Source organism: Gluconobacter sp. DsW_056 (assembly GCF_002153595.1).
In the GTDB taxonomy this organism is placed as follows: domain Bacteria; phylum Pseudomonadota; class Alphaproteobacteria; order Acetobacterales; family Acetobacteraceae; genus Gluconobacter; species Gluconobacter albidus.
The window spans coordinates 1-22888 of sequence record NZ_JOPF01000001.1 but is presented as its reverse complement, the minus strand read 5'-3'; the positions used below and the strand labels follow the sequence as shown (position 1 = coordinate 22888).

The window sequence follows — 22888 nt, the reverse complement described above, 5'->3', positions numbered from 1 at the left end:
GAAGGCCGGATCCGCAAGGGTCCGGCCTTTCGTGTTTTTGACCTTTTTGAAAGCCTGACGGAATGCGCGATGACGCGCGTGATATATTGACTGAAAGCTATCGAAGTGCGGCCCGGCTGAATGGATTGAGGGCCGAGCAGCTGCAAAAGGAAAATCAGCTTCTTCTTCGGCAGCTTTCTTTGATTCAGACCTCCCTGTCCTGGCGTGTGACGCTTCCTCTGCGCGCTATTCGTGCATTGATGTTGGGTAAACTGCTGTCCGGCAGACCTGTGCGGGAGGTTCCGGGACGGTTTCTGCGTCTGTGGGGGCGGGACGGGTTGGCTGGGATTCAGAAGACTGTCGTCCATCGCCTGCGTCGTCTGCAACGGGTTGGCGCGAAAGTGCGGGATGGTCTTCCTGAAGCCGGTAGCGAAACGGGGCAGCCCCATCCTTACAAAGCCGCTTGCGGACATCCGGCAGAGGGGTTGCGACCGAAGGTTCTGATCATCGCGGAACTCAGTCTGCGGCAGTGTGCCAAGTATCGTGTCTGGCAGAAGCGGGATTTTCTGACGGCGCTGGGCTGGTCGGTTCAGGTTGTTGACTGGCGCGATATTGCTGATGCCATGTCGGCGTTGCAGCTTTGTACACAGGTCATTTTTTATCGGGTCCCCGGGTTTAAGGATGTTCTGAAGCTGGTTCAGGAGGCTCATCGGCTGGAGCTTGCTCCTCGCTGGGAGGTCGATGATCTGATTTTTGATGAAGAGGAATATCGTCAGAACGGAAATATCGAAGCTCTTCCTGCGGAGGAGCGCGATCTTCTGCTGTCGGGGGTGGTGCTGTTTCGCCGGTGTATGCTGGCCTGTGGTCGGGGCATTGCTTCTACCGAGGCGCTTGCAGGTGCCATGCGCAGGGCGGGTCTGTCGGATGTGATGGTTCTGGAGAATGCTCTGGATGTGGAGACGCTGAAAATTGCAGCGTCCCTGCCTGTGCATTCAGGAGTCGGGCGTGTGTGGGTGTCTTACGGATCAGGCACCAATACCCATGATGCCGATTTCAGGCAGGCAGAGTCAGGCTTGCTGGCTGCGATGGCTGAGGAGCCCCGGCTGTGCCTGAGGGTGATCGGGCAGTTGCAGCTTTCTGAAGTATTTGAACGGTTTGGGGACCGGGTCGAACGTCTGACCGAACTGTCCTATGCTGAATATCTCGGGGCTCTGTCGCGGACGGATATTGCGATTGCCCCCCTGGAGCCGACGCTGTTCAACGATTGCAAGAGCAATATCAAGTTTCTTGAAGCGGCTATTGTCCGGGTCGCTGCGATCTGTTCGCCTCGTGCGGCTTTTTTGAGTGTGATGCGAGATGGACAGAACGGGTGTCTGGCGGCGGATGCCGCGGCATGGCGGGATGCCTTTCTCAGGCTGGCTCGGGATGACGGGTATCGTCGGCGTCTGGCGGAGGCGGCGTATGAAGACGTGATGGTTCGCTATGCGCCGGAGGCGATGGTGCAGACACAGGCCCGGCTTCTGTTCGGTGTTCCGGTCGTTCGGGAAGCGCAGGACCTCAGGGTTCTTATGGCGAATGTCTATTTCGCTCCCCGCTCTTTTGGGGGGGCCACGATCGTGGCTGAGGAGATGGGGCGCCGGCTGGTGCGCAAAGGGGTGAAGGTCAGTGTTCTGACGTCCCGCCCGAGCGTTATGGATCTTCCTGATGGCGATATTCGCTACGATGTGGATGGCATGACGGTTTTTGCCTCGGTTCTGCCTGATGATCAGGGGGGGCTGGGGCAACTGGACAATCCGGCCATGGCTGCAAGGTTCGCGGAAATTCTGGAGGCCTGTCAGCCGGATGTCGTTCATGTTCATGCCGCGCAGGGTCTTGGAGCCGGGCTTTTGCGGGTCTGTCAGGAGAAGGGGGTTCCCTATGTTCTGACGCTGCATGATGCCTGGTGGTTGTGTGAGCGTCAGTTCATGGTTCGGGCTGAGGGGCGTTACTGCTTCCAGACGACCATTGATCCGGCTGTCTGTCAGGCTTGTGTGTCAGGGGCACGGCATCTCGCGGATCGGGCTGTGGTGATGCGACAGGCGCTGAATGGGGCAGCTCTGCTGATTAGTCCGTCACAGGCGCATCGTGAGCTGTATCTGGCGAACGGGATTGCGCCCGAGCGTATCGTGGTCAACCGGAACGGGTTTCGCTGGCCTGAGCGTCCGCGCAGGAAGCGAACTGCCGGTACACCGCTACGGTTCGGGTTTGTCGGGGGGACGGAGGCCGTCAAGGGCTATGGTATGCTGAAAGAAGCGATGCAGTCTCTGTCCCGGAGTGACTGGGAGCTTGTGCTGGTTGATAACAAGCTCAATCTGGGCTTCCAGTCGATTTTTCCCGAAGACTGGTCGGTGCGGGGGCGGCTTCGTGTTGTCCCGGCCTATACGCAGTCAGGGCTGGACGATTTTTACGATCAGGTCGACGTGCTGCTGTTTCCGTCGCAATGGAAGGAAAGCTATGGCCTGACGGTGCGTGAGGCGCTGGCACGGGATGTCTGGGTTGTGACGACATCTCCGGGGGGGCAGTCTGAGGACGTAGTAGACGGGTTGAACGGAACCTGCCTGTCGCTGGACGGGAAAGCCAGGACGTTGGCCGAGGCTGTCTCGTCATTGTTGGATGCACCCGAGCGTTTTGAGGCTTACGCCAACCCCTTTCGAGATCGGCTTGCGACCTATGACATACAGGCAGATGAGCTTTATGGCTTTCTGAAACAGGCCTCGGGCCGAAGGGTCTAGCGTCCTAGGAGCAGGGCTGTGAGGGCGTGGCGGCGGTCTTCGCTGGCGAACGCCTGAACCGCTCTGGCGCGCAGGCTTGCCCGGCCAGAGCGGTTACGGGGTGGAGTTGAGGTCAGATAGGCCGCGATCCAGTCCGGATTGAAAAAGGTCGGATCTGGAATTTCCGCTCTCCATAGATGGATGGAGGCGATGCCGCTTGGATTGTCGCGCAGCAGCTCGGTTTTGATGAACGGAGCGTTGCCCGACCGCAGAACAGTCCGCCAGTCCGCATGCATGGGGTTGAGGGCCAGAAGACGGGCAAGGCCGCGGGTGCTGCCCCAGGAGGCTCCCGTGGACAGACCGGATGCCTTGATGGCCAGCCCAAGGCCGAGTTCTCCGTGGAGGACGATTTCGTCCTTGGTCATGTCGTTGAAGGGCTGGTTGAAAATGCGCTGGATCGCCGGGTGGTTCAGGGCGTCGCGCGTCATGCACAGGAACCACGACTGGAGATGGGACACGACCGCCTCGGAGCGGACCATGCCCCAGATCTGGAAATCCTTTTCCCGCATCCGCTCCATGATGGGCTGCAGGGGGAGGAGCGGGCCGAAGACGCTGTCATTGGCGAAAAGAATTTCTGACGCGTTGTCCGCGCATCCTTTGGCAAGCAGGAACTGCCAGGCTCCGAAGTCCAGCCCGGTATTGGGGCGCGGATGGACAGTCGCGGCGATCGGATCGGCCGGGTCTGCGAGATCTTTCTGAAGCAGGTGGGCGTTAGCGTCCGAGAGGCCCGAGGCTGCGATGTGAATCGTGAAACCGCAGGAGGCAATCTGGCTGAGCAGATGCCGGGTGTGGGGCGGGAGTCTGGAATCCGGACTGTAATAGGCAAACAGGCAGACAGGCATCGTTGCGGACCCGCCAGAGGGAGAAAGAAACGTTAAATTCATGATATTATGGTTGTTTCTGAAGCAGATCTATATGAAATATTATGACATCTCGAGACGATGGAAAACTTGCCCCTTGATGCGCTTGAGCGGCGTTTCTGTATTGGAAAGACCCGATCTGTATTCAGTAAATCCGGAGTTTCATTCATGAGCAAAGCTTTTCTTGCCGCAGTTCTTCAGGATTCCATGAATTGCACTGGGGTTGTTGCCCAGAGGGCCGTCAATGACATGATTGAGGCGATTATCGAGGAATTACGGGAAGAAGGAGGATTTACGCTGCCATCCTTCGGAACATTCACGGTCTGTGAAACCAGGGCGCGGCAGGCCGTCAATCCCAGAACCGGAGAGTCTGTCACGGTTTCTGCGGGACGGACCGTGCGGTTCAAGGCCAGTCCGGGACTGAAGCAGTCTGTCTGAATGGAGGGTGGCTGGGGTGGGAGGATTCGAACCTCCGCATGGCGGAATCAAAATCCGCTGCCTTACCGCTTGGCTACACCCCAATCGATGCGCTCTCTGGAGCGCATGCTTTCGGACTTCTAGTCCGAACCGGTTGTCTTCGTAAAGTCCGAAGTCAGGACTCCAGTTCGAGATCGTGGTCTGGCAGGCCGGTATTGTTCAGGGCCTCGTCCATTTTGCGCCGGGCTGAGGGCTTGAGAATCCCATATCGCTCGGCACGGTCCAGTGCGCCATCGAGGGCAGCCATGGTCGCCGCCAGGTCCGGGCTTTCGTCTTTTTCCCAAGCCCGCATGGCATGTGCCCAGACGGCTGCAAGGGCATTGATGCGCCATACGCCGCCGAAACCCGTGCAGTCGATTCCGGCTGTTTCTGCCAGCCATTTCATGGAATCAAGGGTTGTGCCAGCCAGAAAGGCGGCCAGAGCGGGATCGTAGGGAACAGCTTGCAAGACTGCCCGCACCCCTTCGCGATATTCCTGAAAAATATCGAAGCGGCGCATGATCAGGTCGAAGAGATATTCGCGCAGCGTGCCGCCATTACCATCGTCACGCAGGGCGCTGGCGTCGGCCAGACGCCCGAGCTGGAGCAGGAGGAGGGCTTTGACGGGATAGCGTTTGCGGACTGTCTCGACCGGCAGGTCGGCGTCCCGGGCGGCATCCACGAGTGAAAAGCGGTGCCATCCCTCGCTTGCGGCGAGCGACAGGGCAGACTGGAGGAGGGCGGCGTCGAAGGCTTCCTGCGCCATGTCCGGCGGACCACTCAGTGCCATGTCGTCGGATTCAAAGGGGTCCTGCCGTCCGTCCATACGGGTCTCCTGTCGAAAGCTTCTGGTCTATTGGTGGGAGCATTGCGGTCCGCCGACAAGCTCTCTCCCATAAAGAAACCGTCAGCCAGCGAGTTCGTCGGCCCGTTTTGTAGCAGCGTCAATAGCTTTTGGAACCGTTTCGGGCCATGCATCGGGTTTCATGAGGATGGCCAGAGCTGCGGCCGTGGTGCCGTTGGGGCTGGTGACGGCCTTGCGGAGGTCTTCTGCGCTTTCGGGCAGATCGTCGAGCATGCGTCCTGCGCCATAGATTGTTCCACGGGCCAGACGGCGGGCGACATTCGGCGCCAGACCATGCTGTTGCCCAGCTTTTTCCAGCAGTTCGGCCAGAAGGAACACATAGGCCGGGCCGGAGCCGGAAATGGCCGTGACGACCGACAGATCGTTTTCGTTTTCGACCGGTACGACGTCGCCAACCGCGAAAAGCAGATCGTGACAGATGGAGGTCTGCTCCGGGGTGGCTGCGGCCGAAGCGTAGAGACCGCTGATCCCGGCACCGACCGAGGAGGGGGTGTTGGGCATGGCGCGCAGGACCGGAATGTCCGCGCCCGCAAGCCGGGCTGCTTCCGAAAGAGCCTCGCAGGTACGGCCCGCCATGACTGAGAGAAGGGCGGCACCGTTCAGGCGCGGCCCCAGCGCTTTTCCAAGCGCGTCGATCACGATTTCGGCAGCGCCAGGTTTAACGGCGAGGACGATGATGTCGGGTTGGAAATCGGCAGGGATTTCGGCGGCTGTCCGGACGACAGTGATCGTATCGTCCGGACTGGTTCGGTGTCGGTCAAGGACGACGAGGCGTGGCGGAGTGGGGGAGGCGAGCCACCCGTCGAGGAGCGCGCCTCCCAGCTTGCCGCACCCTGCAAGAAGGATTGAAGGGACGGATGGCACTGTCAGGCGTCTCCCACACAGTCGAGCATGGCGGCGTCTATGGCCTCTTGCGGTGATTTTCCGCCCCAGAGCGCGAACTGGAAGGCGGGATAAAAACGCTCGCATTCTGACATCGCGATTTCCACGAGGTCTTCCATGCTTTCGCCTGGCAGCGTCTGCACGCCGCGCAGCAGGAGCGTATGTCGGTAGGAGGGCGTGCCTGTGTCGGGATCGACGGCGAAATGGCCGATCCAGAGGCGGTTATTGGCGAGGGAAACGAGTTCGTGGACGGCCGGCCGGCGCTTTGCGGGGGAGCGCAGGTCCATGATGCAGTTCAGATGCAGGGCCGACAGTTCGTCGGACCATGTGAAGTACAGGGAATAGTCGCACCACTGTCCGGGGGCCTGGGCGGCCATTTCGGACGGGCCGAGGCGTTCGAACTCCCATTCATAGAGGCCCATGACCTGTTCCATCAGGTCGAGCGGATGGGATTCTGTTTCATTGGTGAGTGAGGTGCTCAGGGCAGGCATGGCGGGTCTCCCAAGGCCGTGGAGCCTGGCACCGGCCTGGCGCCGGTGCGGCGCTCCAGATGTCTGCGGCCGGAAGCGGAAAACCCGCTCCCGACATCAGTTACGTTATGGAGCCTTGGCCTCGGGTGCAAGCATTACGCGTTGCAAAAGTCACACTGGTTTCGGGGACTGTTGCAGATCAGCCCTGTGGGCCGCCTTTTTCTTCGGTTGCAAGCTCCTCGACAGCAGCCAGACGCGATTCGATTTCGGCCAGACGCTGTTCTGTTGCGTCCTGTGCCATGCGCGCACGGGTTGCCATTTCCTGTACCGCGTCGAATTCGTCACGGCGGACGAGGTCAAGGCTGTTGAGGATTTCGTCCACGCGGGTGCGGATGATGGCGTGAAGCTCTTCGCGGGCGCCGGTCACGGCGGAAAATGCGTTACCGGCGAGGCCAGCGAGGTCGTCGAAAAAGCGGGGTCTGTCAGCCATGATGAGGGTCCTGCTGTTCTGCGGCGTGTCGTGTCGGGCGCGTCGCTTGGATCGTTATCGGGGGCAGACTATACAGGAAGGATGATTATCGTCACCGGCGGGGCCGGATTCATTGGTTCGTGTCTTCATGCCGCCCTGCGTCGCCGGGGCTTGCGGACGGTTGTGGTTGACCGGCTCAGGGACGGAGTGAAGTGGCGCAATCTGGCGTCCCATGCGCCGGATCGCATCATCACGCCTGATGAGCTGGAAGGTTTCCTTGCGACCGAACCGGATGTGGAAGCCGTGTTTCACATGGGGGCGATCAGCGCCACCACGGCGCGGGACGGAGATCTTGTCTGGTCGAGCAACGTGGCCCTGTCACAGAAACTGTGGCGGTGGTGCGCGGCGCGGGGGGTGCGGATGATCTATGCGTCTTCTGCCGCGACCTACGGGGCGGCGGACCGGCCGGAGATGTTCCGTGACGGGCTGGATGGCATTGATGGCCTGAGGCCTCTGAACCTGTATGGCTGGTCCAAGCAGGCTTTCGATCTGTGGGTGAAGCGGGAAATCGAAAGCGGAGCGGCTGTGCCGCCGCAATGGGCCGGGCTCAAATTCTTCAACGTTTATGGGCCGAACGAATACCATAAGGGGTCAATGATCTCGGTCGTGAAGGTCAAATACGATGAGGTCGTGCAGGATCGTGCGGCAAAGCTGTTCCGCTCGGATGTGCCGGGACTGGCCGACGGGCAGCAGCAGCGGGACTTCATCTGGGTCGGGGATGTTGTCAACGTCATGCTGTGGCTGTTCGATCATCCTCAGGTCAGCGGGCTGTTCAACTGCGGGACCGGTGTGGCGCGGAGTTATCTCGATCTGGCACATGCGGTCTGTGACGCTGCGAAGCGGGCGAGGGATGTCGAATTCGTGGACATGCCCGAGAAGCTGCGCGGGCAGTATCAGTCCTTTACCTGTGCGGATATGAGCCGCCTTCGCGCTGCGGGCTATGATGCGCCGTTTACGTCTCTTGAAGACGGAATCGGGCAGTATGTGCGCGACTATCTTTCCCGTTCCCACCCCAATCTCTGAGAGCCGATTCTGTGAGCCATCCTCTGATCTTTCCTGATTTTGATCCGGTTGCCTTTCATGTCGGCCCTCTTGCGGTGCGCTGGTATGCGCTCGCCTATATGGCGTCGTTCATCATTGCGCTGCCGATTGCGAAGCGGCTGAACCGTCTGGCGCCGGAAGTGGCGACGAAAGAGCAGGTCGACGACTTTCTGTTTTACGCCATTCTTGGTGTGTTGCTGGGGGGGAGGCTGGGTTACGTCCTGTTCTACCGGCCGATGGATTATCTTTCGCACCCGCTGGAAATCTTCAAGACGTGGGACGGCGGGATGTCGTTTCATGGTGGGGCGCTGGGCGTCATTCTGGCGCTGGCCTATTTCAGCTGGAAGAACCGTCTGAGCTTTCTGGCCTTTGCGGACCGCATTGTGCCGGTGGTGCCGATCGGGCTGGGGCTTGGGCGCTGTGCGAATTTCGTGAACGGGGAACTGTGGGGGCGTCCGGCGTCTCCGGATCTGCCCTGGGCGATGATTTTCCCGACGGGTGGGCCGATTCCGCGTCATCCTTCCGAATTGTATGAAGCCCTGACCGAGGGTGTGCTGCTGCTGTGCGTCATGCTGTTTGCGGCCAGTCGTCCGGCGGCGCGTGAGCGGTTTGGGTTCCTTTCTGGGCTGTTCCTGTTCGGCTATGCCTGTGCACGGAGTTTCTGCGAGTTTTTCCGGCAGCCGGATGCGAATATCGGGTTCCTGTCTGGTGGCACGACGATGGGGCAGTTGTTGTGCATTCCGATGGCGCTCGCGGGGATGGGGCTTATGGTTTATGCGATGCGGCGCCCGGCGCAGGTGTCGGCACATGTCTGAGGCCGTGCTGACGGGATCGGTTCTCAGGGTGCCGCACGGGTTCTTCACGCGGCTCGGGGGCGTCTCGCCGGCGCCGTATGACAGCCTGAACTGTTCGCTGTCCTCGCAGGACGATCTGGCGAATGTGACGGAGAACAGGGCCCGGGTGGCACAGGCGATCGGGGTTGAGCCGGATCATCTGCTGGGGCTGAAGCAGACGCATAGTGACATCACTGTGCCTGTGACGGCCGAAACGTCCCTCTGGGTCGCGGGGGCCGGGGAGGTCGGGGATGCGCTGGTGACGGACCGTCCGGAGATCGGCGTGGGCGTCATTACGGCGGATTGCGGGCCGGTGCTGTTGTCTTCTGAGGATGGACGGATCGTGGGTGCGGCCCATGCGGGCTGGCGTGGCGCTGCGGGCGGGATTCTCGAATCCGTGGTAGCGCAGATGGTTGCGCTGGGGGCTGTGGGAATTCGGGCTGTTGTCGGGCCTTGCATTGCACAGGAGAGCTATGAAGTCGGGCCGGATATGCGCGATGCTGTTCTGGCTTATGGGACGGAGGGGGAAATCTTTTTCCGTTCAGCGCCCCGCGCCGGGCATTTCCTGTTTGATCTGCCGGGCTATTGCGGGTTTCGTCTGGAACAGGCCGGAGTCCGGACCGTACAGATTCTGGGCGTCGATACGCTGACAGATCCGCGTTTCTTCAGCCATCGCCGCCGCACACTCGCAGGCGGTGGGCATATCGGGCATCAGATTTCGGCGATCCGCCCGCTGGCCTCTCCACTGGGCTGAGGGCGGCGAAGGCCGGATTTCTCCAGCAGCCAGCGATCGGCGGGGCGTGAGAAAAAACGGTCCACGAGGACACCGAGGCAGAAGGACAGGCCGAGGGTCGGGATGAACCAGACCCAGCCGAACGTCCAGTTCTCTCCGGTGGCTCTGAACAGGTGGACCATCGGCATGACGACGAACATGTGGCTGAGATAGATTTCATAGCTTAGTCGTCCCCACTGACGCGGCCATGCCAGAAACCGGCTTGCAGTCGCCTTGCCCCAGCCGTTGTAGAAGGCGAGCAGCAGGACCGCGCAGGATAATGTAAAGAACAGCGGAGCGCCGTAGTTCAGGATCTGCCAGAGGATATGGCTGTCCAGCAGATAGAGCCCGACACCGAAGGTTCCGGCCCAGCCCAGCCAAGGCGTGAGGCGCGCAAACATGGCAGGAGGCATCCGGTGTGCGAGCAGGGCTGTGCAGACGCCCATGGCGATTGCGGAAATGCCTGGTCCATAGGCCTCGTCCTGCCAGATTTCCGAGGCGTCCCGGAGTTGCCATTCCGCAAACGGGAGCGAGAGGGCGAGCAGCGCGAAAATGCAGACAAGCAGTCCGGGGCCGATCAGTTTTGGAATGCGCCCACTCAGGAGGCAGAGGATCGGGAAGGCGAGATAGAACAGTTCCTCGACCGACAGCGACCACAATACGTCCCAGTTGGCCGGAAGGTAGTTCGTCCGGGCTTCATAGAGGTTCAGATGCATGAACAGGGCTGCAAAAATGGCGCCAGGCAGCGTCTGGCTGTCGTGATGGAAGCGGAAGTCAGGCGCGCCCGCGATTTTGAGAACCGCGAGAATTCCCAACAGAACCAGCAGGCATGGCAGGATCCGGCAGGCGCGGCGTCCGGAGAAGGCGAAGACGTTGATTTTACCCGGACTGCCCCAGCGGCGCATTGTGTGATCGGTAATCAGAAAGCCTGAAATGACGAAGAAGATCTTCACGCCTTTGGCGCCGTCCCAGGTCAGGGCTTTCAGAAGAAAGTCGGGGAAGACGGTGGAAAGGCCGGTGTGCATCAGGGGGATGCGCAAAGCGAGGTGATGGATGACGACGAGGATAATGGAAATGCCCCTGAGCAGGTCGATCCCCGGATTGCGTTGTGCGCCTGTCGTAACTGTCTGCACCCTGAGATCCCATTCTGCAAAAGCGGAACACTTCTGTAATGAAAATCAGGCATGATTCCGTTCGGAATGCGGCATGAGGCGGGCTGAGGCAAAAATCAGGTCTGTGCGAACGTCTGGTTTTCGTCGAGGGGGCGTTTTTCCGTTCTGGAGCCGAAGAGGAGTGTGACGGTGGCGCCGGACAGGAGGATCAGGGTGGTCAGGCCGAAGACGCCGGGAAAGCCGGCGAGCGGGTAAAGCCAGCCGATCAGGACGGGGGAGGCGATGGCGCCGAGGCGTGCGATGGCGGAAGCGAGGCCCATGCCCCGGGCGCGCAGGGCGGTCGGGAAGAGTTCGGGGGTGTAGGCGTAGATGCCGCCGAAAGTGCCGTTCATGAAAAAGGATAGCAGGATGCCGAAGATCAGGACCTCCATGGAGGTCCGGCTGGCGGCCATGCCGATGGCGCTGAGTGCTCCGGCGAGCATGAACAGGGCCACGGTTCCGCGTCGTCCAAGGCGGTCAGTGAGCAGGGCGGCGCAGGCATAGCCAGGGAGCTGGGCGAAATAGATCGAGATGGCGTAGCCGAAGCTTCGGGTGATGGTCATGCCCCGTTCCATCATCAGGGTCGGGATCCAGGTGAAGAAGGCGTAGAAGCTGAAAGTGATGGCGAGCCACATGGCCCAGCTCATGAAGGTGGAGCGCCGCAGGTTCGGGGCAAACAGATCCCGGACCGGGCGCAGGGAAGGAGCGCCACGGTCGGTCGTGGTGGTCAGGCCGACCGCGAGGCCTGCGCTTTCTTCAATATCGCCGACGATCCGGCAGGCCTCTGCCGTGTGGCCCCGTTCGTCGAGCCAGCGGGGGGATTCGGGCAGAGCGCGGCGCCACCACAGCAGCATGAGGACTGGAAAGCCTGTCAGGGCCAGAGCCCAGCGCCAGCCATCCTCCATGGCGGGGACAAGCATGAATCCCAGAATCGCCGCCGTGACGTAGCCGAAGGAATAAAATCCGGTCAGGGCCGCGGTGAAGGCGCCCCGATAGCGCGCGGCGACGAATTCGCTGAGATAGGGTGCGATGATCGTGGCTTCCGCACCGGCCCCAATCCCGGATAGCAGGCGGCACAGGAAGAAGGCGATGAAGGAGGACGATCCGGCGGACAGGAGCGAGCCGATGGCGTAAATGGCCAGCGCGCTCATCATGACGCGGCGGCGGCCCGACCGGTCTCCCCACCAGCCGGATAGCAGGGCGCCCAGCCCGTAGCCCAGATAGGTGGCGCTTCCGAGCAGGCCCAGCGCCGGGCCGCTCAGATGCCACTGGTTTTTCAGCATGGGCAGCGCAAAGGCGACAATGGCGGAATCGAGGCCGTCGAAGGTATAGCCGAGGCCGCCGAGGAACAGCAGTTTCCAGTGAAAGCGGGTAAAGGGCAGGCATTCGATGCGGGCGGCGATGCTCATCGGAGGGGATATCTGCCGGGAACTGTGGAAACGGAACGCAATCGTAGCGGTCGCGGGACGGGATGGTCCAGAGGGGTGCAGCAGGGCCGTTGAGTCCGAAAATGGTTGTATCGGTGGCGGTTTTCCGCTACTCCGCGCCTCGCACAGGCACCCCTGGAGGTCTGTGTTGACGAAATTCAATACGCAGGAGCGTAACAGTGGCTAATTTGACGACACTTGCTGTCTCGACGCGTGCGAAGGCTGGTAAGGGGGCAGCGCGCGCAACGAGACGTGAGGGCCTGGTGCCGGCCGTGATCTACGGTGGCAAGGAAGAGCCCTCCATCATCGCACTTGATCCGCGCGTGATCATGAAGGAACTGCATCGCGGTGGTTGGTCCTCGCGCGTGTACAACCTTGCTGTCGAAGGCGCAGAGCCGGTTGCGGCCCTGATCCGCGACGTGCAGCTGCACCCGGTTTCCGATGCCCCGATCCATGTGGACTTCCAGCGCGTTACGGCTGGCACGAAGATCCACGTGGAAGTCTCCATCGCTTTCGTTGGCGAAGAGAAGTCCCCGGGCATCAAGCGTGGCGGCGTTCTGAACGTTGTGCGTCATTACATCGACGTGCAGGCTGATCCGGCCAACATTCCGGAGCACTTCACGGCAGATCTGAGCGGCCTCGACATCCACGAAAACGTGCGCTGGACGGACCTCAAGGGCACCGAAGGCGCTGTTCTGGCCAGTGGTCAGGCTGCGGACATGGTCATCGCCTCCATCGCGGCACCGACCATTGACGCCGAAATGGAAGCCGAAGCTGCTGCCAAGGCCGCTGCTGAAGCTGCCGCTGCCACGAAGCCGGGCGCAAAGAAGAAGTAATGTCATGAGGCTCTGGACCGGTCTCGGCAATCCCGAGCCGGGGATGAGCCGTCATCGACACAATATCGGCTTTATGGCGGTCGACGAGATCGCCAGGCGCCACGGTTTTTCACCGTGGCGCAAGCGCTTCCGGGGGGAGACTTCCGAAGGCGTCATCGGGGGGCAGAAGATTTTGCTCCTCAAGCCGATGACGTATATGAACCTGTCGGGTGACAGTATTCAGCAGGCCGCGCAGTTCTTCAAGATTGCGCCGGACGATATCACCGCATTTCACGATGAACTCGATCTTGCTTTCGGCAAGCTGCGCATCAAGCGTGGTGGTGGCGCCGCCGGGCATAATGGTCTGCGCTCGATGGACAAGTGTCTGTCGGGGCCGGATTACTGGCGCGTGCGGATGGGAATCGGTCATCCGGGGCACAAGGATCGTGTGACGGGTCATGTGCTGGGGAATTTCGCCAAGGCGGAAGAGCCGGAACTCGAGCGCTGGCTTGAGGCCATGGCGGACGCAGCGCCCCTCCTTGCGAAGAAAGAGCACGAAGCCTTCATGACAAAGGTTGCCCTGCTGGCGGCGTAACGGTGTTCCGGCTGAAATGGCCGGTCAGGGCGGGTCTGACAAACAGGGCCATGACATCCATCAGGGCGTGAAATCCCATCAGCCAGATCAGGGGGGTTCCGTGGAGGGCGCGGAGCATGAAGATCAGGCCGATGACCGTTGTGATCAGCACGCCTTTGCGCCCCTGATACCAGTGCATTCCCCCGAACAGCAGTGTTGAGAGTGCTGCGCCTGCGATCAGGCTCCCGGTGAGTTGGCCTGCGAGCAGGGGAAGTGCCAGACGGAAGAAAAGCTCTTCTCCCAGACCCGCATTCAGGCAGAGCAGAAAGGCCAGCCCGGCTTCGGGCAGGGTGCGTGGGATCAGGGCAGAAAAATCACCAAGTGGGTTGAGGAGTGCGGGCCGCTTCAGCTTGCGGAGCAGAATGAACATGCCCGCGAGGATCAGAAGACCGCAGGTGAATCCTGCGAAAAATGCGGGTGATATTTCAGGAGGCGTCGTGCTGACCGGTGTCGCCGGTGCGGACAGGCGTAGCTGGATAAGGGATGTGGGCTTCACGGATTCAGGCAGAATCCAGAGCGTCACGAGACCCCCAAGATCGAAAAACAGGACGCTCTGCAACAGCCATTTCAGATAGAAGCGGCGTCTTTCCTGAGTATGGGGGGCAGTGCGGAAGATTTTCCAGTCCTGCATTCCCCTGCGGCTGTGGTGCACGCAGGCGGCCAGCAGGAATGCGAGCCAGAGGATTGCCAGAATTCTTGCTGTCGGGATGTCGTGCAGGATTGTCATGAATGGGTTCTCTTTCCATATTGGAAAGTCAGATCATCATTTTCCATATTGGAAAGTCAAGGCTATGCAGCAGGATGGATTCGAAACGACGAATGTGAGGAGTCGGGACGATGCGCGTGCGCAGCTGGAAGCCCTGGACGCCTTCAGGAACAGGCTTCCGAAGGAGCTGGTCTGTCCGTGGTGGAATGCGCCGGTCATGGGCGGTCTGCTGGCGCTTCTGACCTTTGCGATGAGTCTGGACCCGCCCTTTATTTTTCTGCTGGAAGGGCTGTGCGTCGCATTGATGGGCATTTTCTACGCGCTCGCGCGGCGGCAGATGGGATATTTCGTCAATGGATACCGGCGGGGGCGCACCCGGAAGATCGCAATCGGTATGATTCTGGGGGTTTATGCGATGATGGCGCTGTCCGGAGCGGGGGCGAGGGTGCTTCATCTGGCGTGGCTGCCGTGGATTGCGACGCTGGGCAGTTTTGCGATCGGCTATGGGGTTGCGTTGCTCTGGCGGAGGGCCTGGCAGGCTGGTATGACGGCGCGGTTGTGACGGCTGTTCCCCAATTCGATCCTGTTATTCATCCTCCGGTTCGCTTGCAGCTTGCTGCGGCCCTGTCGGAAGTGAACGACATGGAATTTGGCCGGGCGCGGGACCTTCTGGGTGTGAGTGACTCGGTCCTGTCCAAGCATCTCGCGCAGATGCAGGAAGCGGGCTATGTGCGGTTGCGCAAGGCGCCTCTGGGGGGGCGGCAGCGAACCTGGCTGGTTCTGACTGCACAGGGGCGTGCGGCTTTGAAGGCGCATGTGCGGGCCTTGCAGGATCTGGCGGGAATCGTGGGCTGAAGCCTGTTTCGCGAGGGTGGGAGGTTGTGAGCCTCTCCGGTTTCTGCGAACAACAGGGCAACGGAATTTTCTGGAACGGGTCGTTCGCGTCCGAGCGGTCTTTTAATGATGATGGAGAGCACGAATGGGTTTCAATTGCGGCATCGTTGGTCTGCCCAATGTTGGCAAGTCCACGCTGTTCAATGCCCTGACGGAAACGGCGGCTGCACAGGCTGCGAATTACCCGTTCTGCACCATCGAGCCGAATACGGGGCGTGTGGCCGTGCCGGATGCGCGGCTGGATGAACTGGCGCGGATCGGCAAGTCCATCCGCAAGGTTCCGACAAGCCTTGAGTTCGTGGATATTGCCGGTCTGGTTCGCGGCGCGTCCAAGGGCGAAGGGCTTGGGAACCAGTTCCTTGCCAATATCCGTGAAGTCGATGCCATTGTGCATGTTCTGCGCTGCTTTGAAGACGACGACATCACGCATGTTGAAGGTGGCGTTGATCCGGTTCGTGATGCGGACATCATTGAAACTGAACTGATGCTGGCGGATCTGGAGAGCCTTGAGAAGCGCCAGATCGGGCTTCAGAAACGCGCCCGCGGCAACGATCGTGAGGCACAGGCACAGCTTGAACTCCTGGAGCCGCTGCTTGTGGCTCTGCGGGATGGCAAGCCGGCGCGGACGGCTGTTCCGAAGGGACAGGAGGTTGAGGCGTCCCGTCTTCAGCTTCTGACGACGAAGCCTGTTCTGTATGTCTGCAATGTCGAGGAAGCCTCGGCGTCCACCGGCAACGCGTTTTCGGAAGCCGTGCGCAAGCGGGCCGAAGCCGAGGGTGCGGGCGTTGTCGTGGTGTCGGCCGCCATTGAAGCGGAAGTCAGTCAGTTGCCGCATGAAGACCGTACGGAATTTCTGGACGGTCTGGGCCTGACGGACAGCGGACTGGATCGTGTGATTGCGGCTGGTTACAAACTTCTGGGTCTGCGGACGTATTTCACGGTTGGACCGAAGGAATCCCGCGCCTGGACGATTACGGCCGGGACGAAGGCACCTCAGGCCGCTGCTGTCATTCACAACGACTTCGAGCGTGGCTTCATCGCCTGCGAAACCGTGGCGTTCGACGATTACGTGGCCTGCAATGGCGAGGCCGGGGCCAAGGAAGTCGGCAAGCTGCGGATCGAAGGCAAGGAATATGTGGTGCAGGATGGAGACGTCCTGCTGTTCCGTTTCAATGTCTGAGACGGGGGAAGACGCCGTCCGGATTCTGGGCGGTCTGGCGGAAAAGGCCCGCCGTGCCAGCCGGAATCTGGCGCGCGCCAGCGAGGAAATCCGTAATCTTGCGCTTTTTGAGGCTGCAAAAGCTTTGCGGGAGCGGTCTGCCGGGATTGTTGCGGCCAACCGGAAGGATCTGGCTGCCCTTTCCGAAGACCGGAATGCAGCTTTCCGTGATCGTCTGACGCTGACGCCGGAGCGGATCGAGGCCATGGCGCGGGGTCTGGAGGATGTTGCGCGTCTGCCGGACCCGGTGGGACGTATTCTGGCAGAGTGGGATCGGCCGAATGGTTTGCACTTCCGCCGGGTTGCGACACCACTTGGCGTGATCGGCATGATCTACGAAAGCCGTCCGAATGTTGGCGCGGATGCGGCGGCGCTGTGCATCAAGTCAGGCAATGCTGTGATTTTACGCGGGGGCGGGGAGAGCCTGCATTCGGCGCGCGCGATTCAGGTTGCGATGGAAGATGGATTACGGGCCGCCGGGTTGGATGAAGCCTGTGTGCAGATTCTGCCATCTGCCGATCGTGCTCTGGTGGGGGCGATGTTGCAGGCTTCGGGGCAGATTGATCTGATTATTCCGCGTGGTGGCAAATCCCTTGTGGAGCGGGTGCAGCGCGAAGCCCGCGTTCCGGTTCTTGCTCATGCGGATGGCCTGAATCACACCTATGTTCATGCAAGCGCTGATCCGGCCATGGCGCGGAAGGTGCTGTTGGACGCGAAAATGCGCCGGACGGGCGTCTGTGGGGCAACGGAAACGTTGCTGATTGACGCTGCGATTGCGCCGACACTCCTGTCGCTCTTGGTTCAGGATCTGGGGGCGAAAGGATGCGCGTTCCGGGCTGATGACCGGGCCCGCGCGATTGTGCCGACACTTGAAGCGGCCCGAACTGAAGATTTCAGGACGGAATGGCTGGATTCGGTGCTGTCGGTTGCGGTGGTGGATGGGGTTGAGGACGCTCTGGATCATATCGCCCGGCATGGAAGCTCGCATACCGAGGCCATTATTGCGGAGGATGCGGAGGCCGCGGCTGGGTTTCTTAATGGAACGGACAGTGCGGTTGTGATGTGGAATGCGTCCACGCAGTTTTGTGACGGTGGAGAATTCGGATTCGGAGCGGAAATCGGGATTGCGACTGGCCGCATGCATGCACGCGGCCCGGTGGGGCTCGAACAGCTGACATGCTATCGCTACGAGGTGATCGGCACCGGACAGGTGCGGGGCTGAGCAGTATTCCGACGTCTGGCGACGGCCGGAACATGCGGATCGGCCTGCTGGGGGGATCTTTTAACCCCGCCCATGCCGGTCATCTCATGGTGGCACGGCGGGCATTGCGGGCGCTGCGGCTGGATCAGGTGTGGCTCATGGTCTCGCCGGGGAATCCGCTCAAGCCGGGCAAGGGGATGGCGCCGTTCAGGGTGCGTCTTGCTTCTGCGGAGCGGATTGCAGATGGGCGGCGAATCGTTGCGACCGATATCGAGTCCCGTCTGGGGCAGCGCTTTACTGTCAGGACCGTGGCGTTGCTGAAGCAGCGCTTTCCGCATGTGCGGTTTGTCTGGCTGATGGGGGCGGACGGCCTGGCGCAACTCTCGCGATGGAAGCGCTGGCGGCGCCTGGCGGCGATGGTTCCCATAGCCGTCGCTCCGCGTCCGGGAAGCGTTTCGCCCGCGCTCAGAGGGGCTGGGGCGTCTGTTTTACGGCATCAGAGGCGGCCTTCGCGGGAATCTCCGGTGCTTGCGGAGCGAAAAGGCAACGCATGGACGTTCCTTTCTGCGCCGCAGAACGATATATCGGCTACAGCGTTGCGTGAGTCCGGCCAGTTTCGTCCGGAGTCCGATCAGGAGTAAAAACCATCACCAAGACGACCTCTCCCGAATCGCAGGCCAAAAAGCCTGTGCGCCGGAAAACCAGCTCCCCCGATGCGGCACTGGCCGAGGCTGCCAAGGTGCCGGGAACGGCTCGCAAGAAGGCTGCTGTCGCCGGACCGAAGAAAACGGCCGTCAAGCGCGAAGCCGTGCAGCCGGACGTTCTGACCAGCATGCTTGCGGTCATCACCACGAGTCTGGATGAAGACAAGGGTGAAGACATTGTTGTGCTGGATCTTGTTGGCCGTGCGAACTTCGCAGACCGCATGGTCATCGCGACCGGTCTCGCCGACCGCCAGATCTCCGCGATGGCGCATCACATCGAGAAGAAACTCAATGAGATCGGCATCAAGCGTATCCTGATCGAAGGCGCGAATGGTAGCGACTGGGTCCTGATCGACGCTGGTGATGTTGTTGTTCATCTCTTCAAGCCGGAAAGCCGCGAGCTTTATGGTCTGGAGCGGATGTGGGGCACGGATCTGGATGGCAGCGAAAACGAAGTCGCGGTCGGACAGGGCGAAGCGCAGGACTGAATGAAACTCGTCGCAATCGGCCGGCTCAAAGCCGGGCCGGAGCGCGAACTGTTCGAACGTTATGCGGGCCGGATCCGGCCCGCCCTGACGGTGACGGAACTCGCGCCGTCAAAGGGCAGCGTCCAAGAGCAGAAGCGCAAGGATGCTGCGGCTCTGTTGGGGGCCTGTCCCGACAATGCGCTGATCGTGGCTCTGGATGAGGGCGGCAAGACGCCTGACAGTCTGCGTCTTGCGGAGATGCTGTCCCGCTGGCAGGAGTCGGGGCGTCCCATTCATTTTCTGATCGGTGGTGCGGAAGGGCTGGATTCGAGCGTGATCCAGCGCGCTGATTCCGTGATTTCCCTTGGGAAACTGACCTGGCCGCACATGCTGGTCAGGGTTCTGATCGCCGAACAGGTTTTCCGGGCCCAGGCCATCAATACCGGCCATCCCTATCATCGGGAATCCCGGCCGGATTGAGCGCCGGGTTATATTTCCCCGATTATATCAGCGAATCGAGCGGTCTGGCGCGTCCGAGGTGAAGGCGTCGTCCGGCGCTTCGGCAACTTCCGTGCTGAGCATCGGATGGCTCAGGGCATCGGAGCCATTCACGACAGCACTGTGACGGAAACTCGAGGAGGTCGAGGCACGGGCCAGCACAACATGCGGGGCCGGGCTGCGGTCACCTTCGTCGGAGTGGGGATAGATGAAGCCGTATGTCGGGTAGATGCTGCCCAGTCGACCGCTGCGATCATTGAGGCTGACGCGGACGGCGCTCCAGTCATTATTGGGAGAAACGTCAACGACACGGACATTGTGTGCAATGCCATTCGAGGCCCAGTGTGACTGGTCAATATAGATCGTGCGGCTGTCTTCAACCGAACGCACGACAGCGACGTGGCCGAGTGGCATGCGGCGGATAGCCCGAAAGTTCAGAACCGATCCGGCCTGCGGTGCAGACCCGCGCGCGTAAACGCCAGCAGCATTATACCACCAGTCCCGCGCATTGCCGTGTAGTTCGACCTCGGAGGCCGTTTTGGCATAGGCGACGCACTGGATGACGTGAGCATAGGAATGGTGGTGACTGATGGAACGGTGGGCGTGGAAAACAGCCCGTCCATGATGACCCGAACTGTGACGGGCCTGAGCCTGTCCTGAAAAGAACGCGACAGCGGAGAGCGCCAGAGCGGAGAGAAAGGTTTTCCGGCAACTTTTATGCTTCACGATCTTTAGGATCCTGATTGGTTGTGTGTTGTTCGGGTTACAGGGAGGTAACAACCTTCCTGCAACCCTGACAAGAGCAGAATGCAGACCTGTGTGTTAAATTTTCATTTCCATGGAAAATCTTTTTGACACCACATCGTGCTGCATTCTCGCCACAATCGTTCGGGTCAGATCACTTCGTTGTTGTGAGCATGATCTCGACAAGAATTTTCGGGTCGGCCATCACCGCCTGAACACAAGCACGGGCGGGTGCTGCGTTTTCCGGAAGCCAGGCCGACCAGATCGTGTTGAGCGCAGCGCGATCGGCGATATCCTTCACCCAGATCTGGGCCTGAAGAATGCGCGTGTTGTCGGTGCCATGTTCCTCAAGAATCTGGTCGAGCTGGGCGAGCACGCTGCGGGTCTGTTCTTCAATGCCCTGAGAAAGATCCGCGGCCACAACGCCCTGAGTGAAGATGAATCCGTGATATTCGACAGCCTTGGACAGGATGGCGTTGGGTTCCGTGCGGATGATGCGGCTCATGATGACACCTTGGTCTGGAGAGGAAAGGGCAAGAGTGACCTTCCTGTGAAAACGGGTCAATGATCTGCGCGCGGCAATCCCCTGATTGACTTGTCGTGCGGAGGCGGAGCCTGTATCGCCACATCAGAACGGATCGTCTGGGAGGAGGAGTGATGACTCCTTTGTATGCGAAGCGGGTGCCGGTTACGCCCTTGCGGCAGAACTGCACCATTCTCTCGAACGACGCGGGCCGCGCTGTCGTGGTGGATCCAGGCGGGGATGTTGATGATATCCTTCAGGAACTGGGCGACCTGTCTGTCGAGGCCATTCTCCTGACGCATGGTCATCTGGATCATGCCGGTGGGGCCCCTCCCCTGAAAAAAGCTCTTGAAAAACGGCAGAATCAGAGTGTTCCGGTTATAGGGCCGGATCGGCGGGACGAATTCCTTTTGCAGAGTATTACGAAACAGGCTGCGGCTTTCGGGATCACCGGCATGGAAAATGTGGTTCCTGATCGCTTCGTTGAAGGCGGTGAGGTTCTGCATTTTCTGGGACAGGACCTGCATGTGGCGCATGTTCCGGGTCATACTCCGGGGCATGTCGTTTTCGTGGATCACGGTAACCGACGGGTGCTGGCAGGGGATACGCTGTTTCGTGGAACGGTTGGTCGTACGGACTTTGCCTATGGAGATTCACGCGCCCTTATCGATGGCATCCGGACCCATCTTCTGAATTTGCCAGATGATACCGTGGTTCTGTGTGGACATGGAATGCCGACGACCATCGGCGAAGAGCGTCGCACCAATCCGTTCCTGATTTCCTGAACCTGAAAGTCATATCCTCATGCGAATTTTAAGTTTTGTGCTGCTGGCGGCTGTTGGAATGAGTGCTGGCGTTGCCAGAGCGGAAGATCCGATCACGCAGGCGCAGGCGCGTTTGCCAACGGATAGCCTGACGATCACGACACGTGATGGGCAGAAGCATGTGTTCACGGTGGAACTGGCCAAGACGTATCGTCAGCAGGAAGTCGGAGAAATGTTCCGTAAGCATCTGCCTGAGAACGAGGGCATGCTGTTCATGTGGCCAGCGCCGCAGGTGTCAGACATGTGGATGCGCAATACGCTTGTGCCTCTGGACATTGTTTTCATTGATTCCACAAATCATATTCATGCCATCGCGGAAAATGCTGTTCCCCTGAGCGAAGCTATCCTGCGGAGCGATGGTGTAGTTGCTAATACGCTCGAGCTCGCGGGGGGTGTGACGGAGAAGCTGGGGATCCGTGTGGGGGATGTTGTTACCAGTTCTGCCCTGAAGCACTGATGGGCCTGTGAAGATTCTGGTTACCGGAGTTGCCGGATTTATCGGGTTTCATGTTGCCGAAGCCCTTCTGAAGCAGGGGATGGATGTCGTTGGGATTGATGTTCTCAACGACTATTATGATCCTTCCCTGAAAATGGCGCGGTTAGGCCAGCTGGAGCCTCATCCCAAGTTCAGCTTTCTGAAAGTGGATGTGGCCAATGCCCAGGCCATGCAGGATGTCATCGGGCTACATTCCGATCTGGTGGGCGTGATCCATCTCGCCGCTCAGGCTGGTGTCCGGTATTCTCTGGTGGATCCCTATTCTTATGTGACGTCGAATGTGATGGGGCAGGTTTCGCTTCTGGAAGCGTGCCGAAGTCTGAAAAAACTGACGCATGTTGTGTATGCGTCTTCGTCCTCGGTCTATGGGCGCAATCAGGAAACCCCTTTTCGGGAAACGGATCGGGTCGAACAGCCGAGTTCTCTGTATGCGGTCACCAAGCGTGCCGCCGAACTGACGTCGGAATCCTATTCATATCTGTATGGTATCCCGCAGACGGGGTTGAGGTTTTTCACGGTCTATGGTCCGTGGGGACGGCCTGACATGGCTTATTACGGGTTTGCAAAAGCGATTTCAGAAGATCGGCCCGTCACCCTTTATGAAGGGAAGGATCTTTCACGCGATTTCACCTATATCGATGACATTGTCAGAGGTGTGGTGAAGGTTTTTGCCAAGCCGCCAGAAGCAGGAAAGGCGCGCCTGCTTAATCTTGGGGGTGACAGGCCTGAAAAAGTTACCCGCATGATCGCATTGCTTGAACGGGATTTGGGGAAGAGGGCTCTTGTTGAACGGCACCCCCGTCCTGTGGCGGATATGGAATCGACATGGGCTTCTTTGGAAAAAGTGAGAGAATTGTGCGGGTGGAAGCCTGAAGTCTCCTTTGAGGACGGCATGAGGGAATTCGCCGTTTGGTTCAAAAAGTTCCACGGAATCTGATTTTTTCACAAAAATGCAATTTTCCTGTTGACCCCTCCCGGTAGCCCCCGTATAAGCCCGTTCACCGACGCAGCGGGGCTCATTTCTAGGGCTTCTGGGGCGACGGGGATGACGGTCTTTGAAAATTGAATATGGAATTGGAAGGGATATG

The 22888-nt window shown here is 60.0% G+C and carries 27 protein-coding genes and 1 tRNA gene; 17 read left to right on the top strand and 11 right to left on the bottom strand.

The window, feature by feature from the left end; translation table 11 throughout:
• Positions 1–62 precede the first annotated feature (62 nt).
• Positions 63–2750 carry a glycosyltransferase gene (locus HK22_RS00140; protein ID WP_086647909.1) on the top strand — a complete coding sequence of 896 codons (2688 nt, stop codon included), beginning with the start codon at positions 63–65 and terminating at the stop codon, positions 2748–2750.
• Here the strand turns inward: HK22_RS00140 and HK22_RS00135 are convergent.
• A complete protein-coding gene (locus HK22_RS00135; RefSeq protein ID WP_233142276.1) occupies positions 2747–3673 on the bottom strand; it encodes a rhamnan synthesis F family protein in 927 nt (308 codons plus the stop codon). The two genes, HK22_RS00140 and HK22_RS00135, sit on opposite strands and share 4 nt — an antisense overlap.
• Before the next feature lie 144 nt (positions 3674–3817).
• Between HK22_RS00135 and HK22_RS00130 the strand changes: the two genes are divergently transcribed.
• Entirely contained in the window at positions 3818–4087 is a 270-nt protein-coding gene (locus tag HK22_RS00130) for an HU family DNA-binding protein (RefSeq protein ID WP_062030534.1), read from the top strand.
• 8 nt (positions 4088–4095) lie between these two features.
• Here the strand turns inward: HK22_RS00130 and HK22_RS00125 are convergent.
• The 5 genes from HK22_RS00125 to HK22_RS00105 all read right to left on the bottom strand — a co-directional run bounded on the left by HK22_RS00125 (position 4096) and on the right by HK22_RS00105 (position 6812).
• A tRNA-Gln gene (locus HK22_RS00125) sits at positions 4096–4170 on the bottom strand.
• A gap of 71 nt (positions 4171–4241) precedes the next feature.
• The gene (locus HK22_RS00120; RefSeq protein ID WP_062030510.1) at positions 4242–4931 is read right to left on the bottom strand and encodes a hypothetical protein; all 690 of its coding nucleotides are present in this window, start codon (positions 4929–4931) and stop codon (positions 4242–4244) included.
• Between the two features lie 81 nt (positions 4932–5012).
• Positions 5013–5834, bottom strand: coding sequence for a pyrroline-5-carboxylate reductase (gene proC, locus HK22_RS00115; protein ID WP_086647908.1), 822 nt, complete (start codon positions 5832–5834; stop codon positions 5013–5015).
• A gap of 2 nt (positions 5835–5836) precedes the next feature.
• The gene (locus HK22_RS00110) at positions 5837–6343 is read right to left on the bottom strand and encodes a YbjN domain-containing protein (protein WP_062030506.1); all 507 of its coding nucleotides are present in this window, start codon (positions 6341–6343) and stop codon (positions 5837–5839) included.
• A 178-nt stretch (positions 6344–6521) separates the two neighbouring features.
• Positions 6522–6812, bottom strand: coding sequence for an accessory factor UbiK family protein (locus tag HK22_RS00105; RefSeq protein WP_086647907.1), 291 nt, complete (start codon positions 6810–6812; stop codon positions 6522–6524).
• 81 nt (positions 6813–6893) lie between these two features.
• Here HK22_RS00105 and rfaD point away from each other — a divergent pair, with 81 nt between their 5' ends.
• Genes rfaD through HK22_RS00090 form a run of 3 tightly spaced genes read left to right on the top strand, consistent with a single transcriptional unit; the run spans position 6894 to position 9479 of the window.
• On the top strand, positions 6894–7874 hold the full coding sequence (gene rfaD, locus HK22_RS00100; RefSeq protein WP_086647906.1) for an ADP-glyceromanno-heptose 6-epimerase: 981 nt from the start codon (positions 6894–6896) through the stop codon (positions 7872–7874).
• 26 nt (positions 7875–7900) lie between these two features.
• The gene (gene lgt, locus HK22_RS00095; protein ID WP_086647985.1) at positions 7901–8707 is read left to right on the top strand and encodes a prolipoprotein diacylglyceryl transferase; all 807 of its coding nucleotides are present in this window, start codon (positions 7901–7903) and stop codon (positions 8705–8707) included.
• A complete protein-coding gene (locus HK22_RS00090; RefSeq protein ID WP_086647905.1) occupies positions 8700–9479 on the top strand; it encodes a polyphenol oxidase family protein in 780 nt (259 codons plus the stop codon). Before lgt ends, HK22_RS00090 begins: the two co-directional genes overlap by 8 nt.
• Here HK22_RS00090 and HK22_RS00085 read toward each other — a convergent pair.
• A complete protein-coding gene (locus HK22_RS00085; protein WP_086647904.1) occupies positions 9437–10630 on the bottom strand; it encodes an acyltransferase in 1194 nt (397 codons plus the stop codon). The genes HK22_RS00090 and HK22_RS00085 overlap by 43 nt on opposite strands.
• 95 nt (positions 10631–10725) lie before the next feature.
• Positions 10726–12057 carry an MFS transporter gene (locus tag HK22_RS00080; protein WP_086647903.1) on the bottom strand — a complete coding sequence of 444 codons (1332 nt, stop codon included), beginning with the start codon at positions 12055–12057 and terminating at the stop codon, positions 10726–10728.
• Between the two features lie 197 nt (positions 12058–12254).
• Here HK22_RS00080 and HK22_RS00075 point away from each other — a divergent pair, with 197 nt between their 5' ends.
• Both HK22_RS00075 and pth read left to right on the top strand, forming a co-directional pair.
• Complete coding sequence (locus HK22_RS00075; protein ID WP_062030493.1) at positions 12255–12911, top strand: 50S ribosomal protein L25/general stress protein Ctc; 657 nt, start codon at positions 12255–12257, stop codon at positions 12909–12911.
• A 4-nt stretch (positions 12912–12915) separates the two neighbouring features.
• Positions 12916–13485 carry an aminoacyl-tRNA hydrolase gene (gene pth / locus HK22_RS00070; RefSeq protein ID WP_086647902.1) on the top strand — a complete coding sequence of 190 codons (570 nt, stop codon included), beginning with the start codon at positions 12916–12918 and terminating at the stop codon, positions 13483–13485.
• Here the strand turns inward: pth and HK22_RS15265 are convergent.
• Positions 13454–14251 (bottom strand): CPBP family intramembrane glutamic endopeptidase, encoded by a 798-nt coding sequence (locus HK22_RS15265; protein WP_233142273.1) that lies wholly within the window; start codon positions 14249–14251, stop codon positions 13454–13456. The genes pth and HK22_RS15265 overlap by 32 nt on opposite strands.
• Positions 14252–14315: 64 nt before the next feature.
• On the opposite strand from HK22_RS15265, the gene HK22_RS00060 reads away from it, so the two are divergent.
• The 7 genes from HK22_RS00060 to HK22_RS00030 all read left to right on the top strand — a co-directional run bounded on the left by HK22_RS00060 (position 14316) and on the right by HK22_RS00030 (position 19195).
• On the top strand, positions 14316–14792 hold the full coding sequence (locus HK22_RS00060; protein WP_086647984.1) for a hypothetical protein: 477 nt from the start codon (positions 14316–14318) through the stop codon (positions 14790–14792).
• Positions 14789–15085: a transcriptional regulator gene (locus HK22_RS00055; RefSeq protein WP_062107026.1), complete on the top strand. Its 297-nt coding sequence runs from the start codon at positions 14789–14791 to the stop codon at positions 15083–15085. The genes HK22_RS00060 and HK22_RS00055 overlap by 4 nt, the downstream gene beginning before the upstream one ends.
• 124 nt (positions 15086–15209) lie before the next feature.
• Positions 15210–16304, top strand: coding sequence for a redox-regulated ATPase YchF (gene ychF / locus HK22_RS00050; protein WP_062030489.1), 1095 nt, complete (start codon positions 15210–15212; stop codon positions 16302–16304).
• Complete coding sequence (locus tag HK22_RS00045; RefSeq protein ID WP_369827192.1) at positions 16297–17565, top strand: glutamate-5-semialdehyde dehydrogenase; 1269 nt, start codon at positions 16297–16299, stop codon at positions 17563–17565. Before ychF ends, HK22_RS00045 begins: the two co-directional genes overlap by 8 nt.
• Positions 17566–17597: 32 nt before the next feature.
• The gene (locus HK22_RS00040; RefSeq protein ID WP_233142303.1) at positions 17598–18185 is read left to right on the top strand and encodes a nicotinate-nucleotide adenylyltransferase; all 588 of its coding nucleotides are present in this window, start codon (positions 17598–17600) and stop codon (positions 18183–18185) included.
• 98 nt (positions 18186–18283) lie between these two features.
• On the top strand, positions 18284–18736 hold the full coding sequence (gene rsfS / locus HK22_RS00035; RefSeq protein ID WP_086647983.1) for a ribosome silencing factor: 453 nt from the start codon (positions 18284–18286) through the stop codon (positions 18734–18736).
• Positions 18737–19195 (top strand): 23S rRNA (pseudouridine(1915)-N(3))-methyltransferase RlmH, encoded by a 459-nt coding sequence (locus tag HK22_RS00030; RefSeq protein WP_041111584.1) that lies wholly within the window; start codon positions 18737–18739, stop codon positions 19193–19195.
• Positions 19196–19222: 27 nt separating this feature from the next.
• On the opposite strand, the gene HK22_RS00025 is transcribed toward HK22_RS00030, so the two are convergent.
• Positions 19223–19939 (bottom strand): CHAP domain-containing protein, encoded by a 717-nt coding sequence (locus tag HK22_RS00025; RefSeq protein ID WP_086647899.1) that lies wholly within the window; start codon positions 19937–19939, stop codon positions 19223–19225.
• Positions 19940–20111: 172 nt separating this feature from the next.
• Positions 20112–20462, bottom strand: coding sequence for a RidA family protein (locus HK22_RS00020; RefSeq protein WP_062030482.1), 351 nt, complete (start codon positions 20460–20462; stop codon positions 20112–20114).
• Between the two features lie 152 nt (positions 20463–20614).
• Here HK22_RS00020 and HK22_RS00015 point away from each other — a divergent pair, with 152 nt between their 5' ends.
• Genes HK22_RS00015 through HK22_RS00005 form a run of 3 tightly spaced genes read left to right on the top strand, consistent with a single transcriptional unit; the run spans position 20615 to position 22737 of the window.
• A complete protein-coding gene (locus HK22_RS00015; protein WP_086647898.1) occupies positions 20615–21265 on the top strand; it encodes an MBL fold metallo-hydrolase in 651 nt (216 codons plus the stop codon).
• A gap of 19 nt (positions 21266–21284) precedes the next feature.
• A complete protein-coding gene (locus tag HK22_RS00010; protein ID WP_198945436.1) occupies positions 21285–21761 on the top strand; it encodes a DUF192 domain-containing protein in 477 nt (158 codons plus the stop codon).
• A 7-nt stretch (positions 21762–21768) separates the two neighbouring features.
• Positions 21769–22737 (top strand): NAD-dependent epimerase/dehydratase family protein, encoded by a 969-nt coding sequence (locus HK22_RS00005; RefSeq protein WP_086647897.1) that lies wholly within the window; start codon positions 21769–21771, stop codon positions 22735–22737.
• The last annotated feature ends 151 nt before the right edge of the window (positions 22738–22888 follow it).